The sequence below is a fragment of the bacterium genome (assembly GCA_026708055.1).
GTDB lineage: Bacteria > Actinomycetota > Acidimicrobiia > Acidimicrobiales > CATQHL01 > VXNF01.
The window spans coordinates 42,388-51,660 of record JAPOVS010000050.1; the positions used below are offsets into that span (position 1 = coordinate 42,388).

Consider the following 9,273-nt stretch of genomic DNA (forward strand, 5'->3'; position numbering starts at 1 on the left):
CTTGGCGGCGGGCCGCTGGTCCCCGCGGGCCTGCGGTTCCTCCCCCCGTCTCCCGTCGGTTTTTTTTCCCACCCCCCCCCCCCCCCCGCGGGGCCCCCCCCCCCCCCCCCCCCCGTCGGGCCGGACGAGCCGCCGGCCGGCGTCGGCCGACTCGGTCACGAACTCACCGGCGCGTTGGCGCGGTTCATCCGGGCGACCGACACCGACGCGGATCGTCATGTCCTCGCCCCCCTCGCCCTCCGGGAGACCGCCTACAGGGTGTTGCGGACCGGGCAGGGGGCAGCGCTCGCCGAGGCGGCGTACCGCGAGAACGCCGGTGATCGGATCAGCGCCGCCATCGCGTTCATGCGGAACGAACTGGACAAACCGATCAAGGTGGAAGACATGGCGAACCATGTGTCGATGCCGGTGTCGACGTTCGCGCACCTCTTCAAGGCGAGCACCGGCTCGGCGCCCTACCAGTACCTGAAGCGGCTGCGGTTGGATCGGGCGCGAGCGCTGCTCGTGGAGGAGAACCGGGCGGTGAGCGAAGCGTGCGAGGCCGTCGGCTACAGCACGGTCAGCCACTTCATCTCCGAGTTCAAGCGCACGTACGGCGAGACGCCCCGCGCCTACGCCAGCAGGCTGCGACGCCTCGGGATGCCGCACTCGCCCCTCGCGGACGAGCAGAGCCCGGAACGGACCCGAGCGGACGCTGTGCAGCACCCGCGTCGTGGGTAGGCGGGTGCCCGGCCGGCCCACAACGGACGGTCACGGCGAGTCGCGGAAGGTGAGCTCGCATCGAAACGGGCGCTCGGCCGCGGATGACGCGACGAGGGCGGCGCCGAGTACGACCTCACCGAACCGGCGGGCCGTGGCCAGCTCCTCACAGCGCGACCGGAACGGTGCCACGAAGGCGGGATCGTCGGGGCGGAACGACGGATCCGCCGCCGCCTCCCGGACAGCCGCCTCGTAGGCCTCGTCCACGACGAAGCTGGCCGCGACCTCCGCGTCGAGCATCAGAACCGCCGGATCCTCGAAACCGGCGACCTCGTCCTCCACGACGCGCTGCACGACGTGCGCCGTCACCGCGGCCAGCGCCGCCACCGCACCGACGACCAGCAACCACTCGAGGGTCATGAGCCCGCGCTGGCCACGCCCGCCCGCCTCGCCCCGGCGCCCCCGGCTCCGCCCGACTCTCGCTGCTGGGGCCACGGCGCGGTCAATCGTCGTCCACGATGGTCCCCACCGCCGCCGGCCGATCCAACGACGCGCCCGACGGATTGCCCAGGACCAGCAGGAACGTCTCGTCCGGCTCGTCGAGCGCGTCATCGATCAGCGGCACGCGCACCTCCGCCGCCCGCTCTCCCGGGAACACCGTCGCTGTGCCCGACACGATGGCGTAGTCCGCTCCGGCCGTCGCCTGGCCGGCCTGCGCCACGGCCCACCACGACACCGACACATCCCCGGCTCGAGGTCGATGAAGCCACACGTCGAAGGTCATGAACCGGTCTCCCTCGGAGGCCCGGGCGTCGTCCACCTCCAGCCTCGGCAAGCCCGACGGGCCGACCGGGGACGACAGGCGCACCACCGCCGACGCCCGCCCCTCGACGGTCACTGCCGGGAACAGCCCTCCCAGCGGCGCCACCGAGCCGCCGGTTTCGCACTCGACTCCCACGCTCAGCACACCCACGCCGCCCGCCGAACCGCCGTCGGACGGGTCGAAGTACAGCGACGCTTCCGACACGTACCGCTCCCCCGCAGGGCGCACCCCGGCGATGCACAGAGAATCCAGACCCGGGCGCGCCTCCAGCACCGTCTCCACCACCGTCTCGCGCCGCTCCCCCTCGCCCTCCTCGCAGCAGAGGGCAGCGGCGGTCGCCGCCTCCTCCGCCGCCAGGTCGGCCACCAGGCCCGCACGGCCCGAGACACCCGCCCACAGCACCAACAGCGCCAGCAGCATCAACACCGGCGCCAACGTCACGAACTCCAGCGCCGCAGAACCCTCCGCGCCGCGGCCGCCGCCCCGCCCCGCCACCGCCTTCTATTCCCCGAGCGGTGTCCGCGCCCCCACCGAGTCCAGCAGGCGCCGCGACGGCCCCGCCGGATCGGACACACGGAGCGAGCGCCCGGACGCGTCGGAGACGTCCAGGCGCGACCCGCACGCCGGAACCGGCGGCGGGCTCCCCGGATCCGCGGCGACCGTCAGGCGCCCGACCGACTCCGCTCCCATCCGCAGGCCCCGCGGCCACACCTGCGCGGCGGCCCACCCGGCTTGCCGCCAATCGGCGACGACCGCGACGTGGACGGCGTCCAGCACGACGGACCGGTACGCCGCCGGATGGCCGATCCCGCACGGGAGGGCCTCGGCGCTCGGAAGCGGCGACGTCGTGAGGGAATCGCTGTAGTAGCCCCGCAGCGACCCGAGGTCGATGCCCGTCGCCCCCAGGTCCCCGGCCAGCGCCGCGAACAGCAGCTCGCAGCGGCCCGACACGTACGGGTCGGCGCCGGCGCACTCGGGAGGGAATCCCTCCAGGGGCCCTCGCACGGTCTGCTCGCCGTGGCGCCACGCCACCGCCAACGTCGCCAGGTCGGCCGCCGCCTCGTGGATCGACGACTCGGCTCGCAGGCGCTGCGGCGTCGCCATCGCCACCACCGCGGCGAACACCGCCACCGGCGCCATCAGCACCACCCACAGGCTCACCGCGCCGCCGCGCTGGTCGCCGCGGCGGCGTTCGGCCACCCGCCGACGCGCCTCCGGACACGGCCCGCCTCGGTCACTGCCGGGCGCGCCGTCAACGGCGGACGGGCGCATCGCCACCGTCGACATCGCACGATCCGCCTAGCAGGACGGCAGGGAGCCGGGCACGCTCGATGAGCCCCGGCGCCCCAACTGCTGGGGGCCGGCGTCGATCGCCGCCGGCGAGCCCCCTCGCGGCGCGGGCCGGGGCCCTCGCCGCCCCGCCGTCGCCGGTGTCGGCCGGCCAAAGGCTCAGACGGGGCAGGCAGCTCTCTCGCATGAATATCGGAGTTTAGCACGATAATATAGGTTTTCTGCTCAGAGTGTGCTAGAAATGCCGCGCCGGCCGAGGCCGGCACCCGGGCAGGCGGCGCGGAGGGGCAGGTCATGGGCGACGTTGGTGTGCGTGGTGGGCGGGCTTTGGTGTCGTGGGTGGTGTCGGCGGCGTTGTTGGCCGGCGCGGTGGGAGGCGCCGTGGTGGTCCCCACGGGGGCGGGCGCGCAGGTCGTGGCGCCTGCGGCGACCGGGAGCGTGCCGGACGTGGAGTTGTCCGTGGGCGGCGCGGCGCGCACGGTCGCGGCGGGGGACTATTTCACCGGGGCCGTCGCCTCCTACGGCGCCAGCAGCGCCGACACGGCGGTGGTGTCGGTGTCGGCGTCGGGTTCGGCGGTCACCGTCACGCCCGTCGGCGCCGGGTCCACCACCGTGACGGTCACCGCCGCGAACACCGCGGGCAGCGCCGCGCAGACCTTCGCCGCCAAGGTGCTGCCGGCGGGCTGCGTGGTGGAGCTGGGGACCCTCGCGGCGGGGTCGGTCACCACCAAGACCGGCGCCTGGGCCCGCGGCGACGGGTGCCGGTCGGCGCACCGCGCGGGGGGCTCGTCGGCGCGCTATGCGGCGCGGTACTATTCGTTCACGGTCGCCGAGCCTCTGGAGGCGTGGTTCCGGTTGTCGAGTCCCCACAGCAGGCGCCTGTACCTGCTGGCCGGCGCCGGCACCGGGGGGCGCGTCCTGGACTCAGCGGGCACCCCCCGGGCGGCGTCGGCGGCGCTGTGGGAGGCCTTGCAGCCCGGAGACTACACACTGGAGGCCACCACCTACCACCCGAACAGGGAGGGAGACTTCAGCGTGAGCATCGACTCGATGGCGCTGTCGCCCCCGGCGGCGTGCACGACGCCGCTGGGCGCCCTGGCGGCGGGGCCGATCACCACCCGCAGCGGCTCGTGGGCGCGCGGCGACGGCTGCCGGTCTGTGCATCTCCCCGACAGCGCCGCGCAGCGCCACTACGCCCGCTACTACACCTTCACGGTGACCGAGGCGCTGGAAGCGCGGTTCGCGCTGTCCGCCGCCCAGGGCAAGTACCTGCACCTCCTCGCCGGCGCCGGCGCCGGCGGGCGCGTCATCGCCCGGCGGGGCAACCCCAGCGCGGCCGCACCGGCGACGGGATGGGCGGAATTGCAGCCCGGCGCCTACACGATCGCGGCGGCGACCTACCGCCCGAGCAGGGAGGGGGACTTCTCGCTGTCGATCGACTCGATGGCGCTCACCCCGCCGGCGGCGTGCGTCACGTCGCTCGGCGCCGTCGCGGCGGGGGCGACCGCCGCCCGCAGCGGCTCGTGGGCGCGCGGCGACGGCTGCCGGTCCCTGCACGCCACGTCCAGCCGCGCGGTCCGCTACTACGCCGACTACACGAGTTTCACGGTGCCCGACGCCGGCGAGGCGCGCATCGCCCTCACCAGCGGCCCCCAAGCGCGCCTGTACCTGCTGGGCGGCGCCGGCGCCGGCGGGCGCCTGCTCGCCTCCGCGGGCCACACCCGCGCCGCGTCGAACCCCTCGATCCGCCGCGTCCTCCAGCCCGGCGCCTACACCATCGAGACCGCCGCCCGCTCCCCCAGGGTCCAAGCCGACTACACCCTCAGCGTCTCCTTCGCGGTCTCGGCGCCCACAAGGGGCGACGCGCCCGCGGCCCAGCAGATCCCCGCACGCGCCGCCGCCGCGCAGATCGACATGTCCGCGGCGTTCAACGGCAACATCGACACCTACACCGCCACCAGCAGCGACACGTCGGTCGTCACGACGAGCGTGAACGGTCCGGTCCTCACGCTCAACGGCGTGACCGCCGGCACCGCCACCGTCACCGTCACCGCGACCAACGCCGCCGGCAGCGCCGCCCAGACCTTCGCCGTGACCGTCAACGCCGCCGCGCCCCAAGCGGCCGGCGCGCTCGCCGCGCAGACCCTCACCGTCGGCGGAACCGCCACCGTCGACGTGGCCGCGGCGTTCACCGGCGCCGTCGACGCCTACAGCGCCACCAGCAGCGACACCGCCGCCGTGACGGTGTCCACGACGGGTTCGGTCCTCACCCTCACCGGCGTCGCCGAGGGCCGGGCGACCGTGACCGTCACCGCAACCAACACCACAGGCAGCGCCACCCAGACCATCGCCGTCACCGTCGCGCCGGCGGCGCCCCAGGCGGCCGGCGCGCTCGCCGCCCAGACCCTCACCGCCGGCGCCAGCGCCACCGTGGACGCAGCGGGCGCCTTCAGCGGCACAGTGGACGCCTACACGGTGACCTCGAGCAACGGGGCGGTGCTGGACATCGCCCTGGCGGGCTCGGTGATCACGCTGACCGGCGTCGCCGCCGGGACCGCCACGGTCACCGTCACCGCCGCCAACGTGACCGGCAGCGCCACCCAAACCATGTCGGCGACGGTGAACCTGCCGCCCGCGCCGACACTCGGCGCCCCACTCGCCGCACAAACCCTGCAGGCCACCGAAACCCTCACCATCGACATCGCCGCCGGCTTCAACGGGCGCATCGACACCTACACCGCCACCTCCGGCGACACCAACAAACTCACCGCCGCCGCCGACGGCCCAGAAATCACCCTCACCGGCGTCACCGCCGGAACCACCACCGTCACCATCACCGCCATCAACGCCGCCGGACGCGCCGCACGATCCTTCAACGTCACCGTCAGCCCCCTCACCGCGCCCCGAACAGCCAGCACACCCACCGCGCGCACCATCGCCGTCGGCGCCGAACTCCCCCTCGAGATCGCCGATGCCTTCAGCGGCACCGTCCATACCTACAGTGCCACCAGTAGCGACACCACCAAACTCACCACCAGCGTCGACGGCTCGACGGTCACCCTGGTCGGTGTTGCCGCCGGTACCGCGACGGTCACCCTCACCGCCGCCAACACCGCCGGATCGGCCACTCAGACCTTCACCGCCACCATCCAAACACCCGACGAACTCACCATCGCGCTTGCCGCGCCGTCCCACTGCCTGGGCTCCGAAGGCGTCCTGGCGCCCGGCGGCGGACGCCGAGGTGTCGGCCACATTGACATCACCTACCACGTCACCGGCGGCGCCGCGCCCTACACAATCACCAGTCCCGACGCCCCCGGCACCACGCACACCGAACCCACCGGCACCTTCACCATCAGCTGCGCCCAACGCGGCATCGACCTCAGTTCCGTCACTGTCGAAACCAACGTCGTTGAGGCTGGCCCCCGCACCCTCACCATCACCGCCACCGACAACACCGCCGTCACCACCAGCACCGACATCCAAATCGAAATAGCCGAGGACGCGTATACCACCGAATACAACGACGGTCAAATGCACCCCGGCAAGACCTACGTCCTCGGCACCCCCGACGACTGGGTCCTCATCACCCTGCCCCGAGGCCTCACCCTCCAGTTCACCGGCCTCAGCCAACACAACACAGCACACTTCACAGAACCCACCAGCGGCGCTGAAATCGTCCTGGACTGGACCACCGGACGAGAAATCCGCCGCACCACCCCGACAGGCATCGGACATACCAATACCCGTACACGCACAGCCAACCCACTCTTCAGCGCACTCAAGATCGCCAAACCAACCGGACAAGAATACGGTGCCGAACCGGACCGCTGGCGACCCTACCAAGACCTCCCTGACGGCACGTATGTCGGCGTGCACCTCAAAATGCTTGCTGGCGAGGAACTAGTTGTCTGTACTCTCGCGAACGACTCTGCGTTGAAACAACTGATTCAACGGAGCACCGATGCATGGAATCAGCGGATTCAGATCGCGAACGCAGGTTTCTCAAGAGACGTCTTCGACTTTAGGAGTGCCTGTCCGAGTAGTCAGAACGAGATTGACGTGAAGGTAATTCAGGTAACGGCGGACAGTATCTCAAACTACTGCGACGGAACTCCTCCGGCATGCGCGGAAACCCTTCGGGTTGGAGGCAATCCACCTAGAGTCACCGGGAAGACAATCTACATTGACAGGAGATACGGTTCTGGACCGACCGCGGCACCGCCTCCGAACCCGGAGGTTCCCGGTGCAATACTAGCAGGAGACAAGCTGCGTGTGATGATCCATGAATTGGGCCATATGCTCGGTCTTGGCGACTACGGGAACTGTGGTAGCACAACGTTCGTGTCAGTCATGGCAGGGGGGAAATGCATCCCCAGCGAGGCCAATGACTATGGGTGGAGTAGGGCTCAAGACTTGATACAAGATCGGGACTTGGAGGACTTATATGCGCTTTATCATCCGAGGGCGCGCGTCGGCATGTTTTTCTACGACGGAGATTCGGCGGGATGGAGGCTATATGCGGGCCGTCCGCCTGCGGACAAGGCTAGTCCTAGGAATTACGTGAGCAATGCAGAGCGTTATGTGGTGTTCGGACGGGAGGTGGAATCAAACGACACATGGGTATATAAGGGTTCGTTCAGCCGAGATTGGGCCTGGGACTGGCTGGCTAATGGTGAAGCCGAGGTACGAGACGAACACGGACAGGTCGTCCGGGTGCAAAACCTATGGATAGGCGACTCCCTCACGAATATAAGAGGCCGTGAGTTCGCGGTGTTCGGTATCACAGGCGGCGATATTGAACAGACATCAAGGCGTGAGATAGAGGAGCATGCGACTTGGCAGGCCAATGTGCGTGATACGGAATGGTCGCTGGGTGAACCGCTGATCGTTTTCGGTCCCCCTGAAAAGCCGCGGATCCGTCAAGCGGTCGCAGGCAACAGGTACGTGACTCTGTCCTGGAACAAAGTCCCTGGTGCCACCAAGTACTATATCCACGTATACTTCGAGGGCGGAACCCAAACAATACGGAAACCGATCGAGGTTGACGCCTTCAAAGACGCAGTCCAGATCACATGCGGTATCACCGTTACGATCGACGGCTTGCGGAACCGGACCGCCTATGACTTCAGCGTCGAGGCGGCGCGCTTAGGCGTGTTCATGCGCAGTCAAATGTCCGACAGGGTGTCCGCAACGCCAACTTCACCAATTAGTCCGCGGAGCGCGGGCGCGGGGGGCCGCTCGGACAGCAGCACGCCTCTTGCTGCGGGTCGGAGTGTTGGTGGGTCTGGTTCGTGCACGGTTCCTGTGGAGGTGGATCCGATCGTGGAGGTATCGGGGGTGTGTCCGGAGGATGGGCATTCCTGGGCGTTGAGGGCTGTCGGTGCGGGGTTTGCGTGCGAGCGCCCGGATTCGGCGCCGGTGACGCCGGGAGAGCGGGTTGCGAGTTGCCCGAGCCTTGAGCCCCCGTATGCGGTGGTGCCTGTTGACGGTGTCGAGAAGTGCACCCGGTCGCTGGGCGCGGCGCCGACGGCGAGTCTGGGCGACCCCGAGTGCGAGGATGGGTTCACGCCGGTCAGCGGCGGGGCGTCCTGCTCGAAGACCGACGCGGTGCCGGCGTCGGCGACGCGTTCGTGTTCGGCGGGGTATTCGCCGGTGAGGTTCTTCGTGGGTCCGGGCGTGGCGGGGTACAGGTGCGAGAAGTCGGTGCCGGCGACGGCGGAGACAGCGCCTTCATGCTCGGAGGGGTATTCGCTGGCGAGGATCCCGTTGGGCGGCCAGTACTGCCGCAAGTCGGTGCCGGCGACGGCGACGGTGACGCGTTCGTGCTCGGGGGACTATGTCTTGGCAAGGTTCTTCGTGCAGCCGGGCGTGGCGGGGTACAGGTGCGAGAAGTCAGTGCCGGCGACGGCGTCGACGACGTATTCGTGCTCGGAGGGGTATTCGCTGGCGAGGATCCCGTTGGGCGGCCAGTACTGCCGCAAGTCGGTGGCGGCGACGGCGACGGTGACGTATGTCTGCTCGGAGGGGTATTCGCTGGCGAGGTTCTTCGTGCAGCCGGGCGTGGCGGGGTACAGGTGCGAGAAGTCGGTAGCGGCGGCGGCGAAGACGACCTATGAGTGCCGGTCGGGGTACCGGTTGGTGACGACGCTGCTGGGCGGCGCGATCACCCGCTACTGCCGCAAGACGGTGCCAGCGACGGCGACGTACTCCTGCCCGTCGGGCTACACGCGCAGCGCCACGACCTGTCACAAGTACACCTACACCAGCCCGACGGGCGCGACGTGCCCGGCGGGCTACACGCTCATCTACAACGGCCTCTACTATCTGTGCCGCAAGAAGCTCACCACCGCCGCCACCATCACCTACTCGTGCAGTTCGGGAAGGCTGTCGGGCTCGAACTGCATCCTCACCGCTGCGCCGAAGACGACGACGACGTACTCGTGCAGCGCGGGGACCCT

General features: G+C 70.1%; 5 protein-coding genes. 2 read left to right on the forward strand and 3 right to left on the reverse strand.

Translation table 11 applies throughout. The annotated features are described in order from the left end of the window. Positions 1 to 30: 30 nt before the first annotated feature. Entirely contained in the window at positions 31 to 720 is a 690-nt protein-coding gene (locus tag OXG55_10560; GenBank protein ID MCY4103682.1) for a helix-turn-helix domain-containing protein, read from the forward strand. A 30-nt stretch (positions 721 to 750) separates the two neighbouring features. Here the strand turns inward: OXG55_10560 and OXG55_10565 are convergent, their stop codons facing one another. From OXG55_10565 to OXG55_10575, 3 genes are read right to left on the reverse strand one after another with little or no spacing between them, the layout of a single operon-like run. Further along, positions 751 to 1,194 carry a hypothetical protein gene (locus OXG55_10565; GenBank protein ID MCY4103683.1) on the reverse strand — a complete coding sequence of 148 codons (444 nt, stop codon included), beginning with the start codon at positions 1,192 to 1,194 and terminating at the stop codon, positions 751 to 753. Positions 1,195 to 1,201: 7 nt separating this feature from the next. After that, on the reverse strand, positions 1,202 to 2,017 hold the full coding sequence (locus OXG55_10570; protein MCY4103684.1) for a hypothetical protein: 816 nt from the start codon (positions 2,015 to 2,017) through the stop codon (positions 1,202 to 1,204). Between the two features lie 6 nt (positions 2,018 to 2,023). Continuing rightward, positions 2,024 to 2,722, reverse strand: coding sequence for a hypothetical protein (locus tag OXG55_10575; protein MCY4103685.1), 699 nt, complete (start codon positions 2,720 to 2,722; stop codon positions 2,024 to 2,026). Positions 2,723 to 3,106: 384 nt separating this feature from the next. Between OXG55_10575 and OXG55_10580 the strand changes: the two genes are divergently transcribed. Next, the coding region (locus tag OXG55_10580) for a hypothetical protein (protein MCY4103686.1) at positions 3,107 to 9,273 on the forward strand (6,167 nt) is incomplete at its 3' end.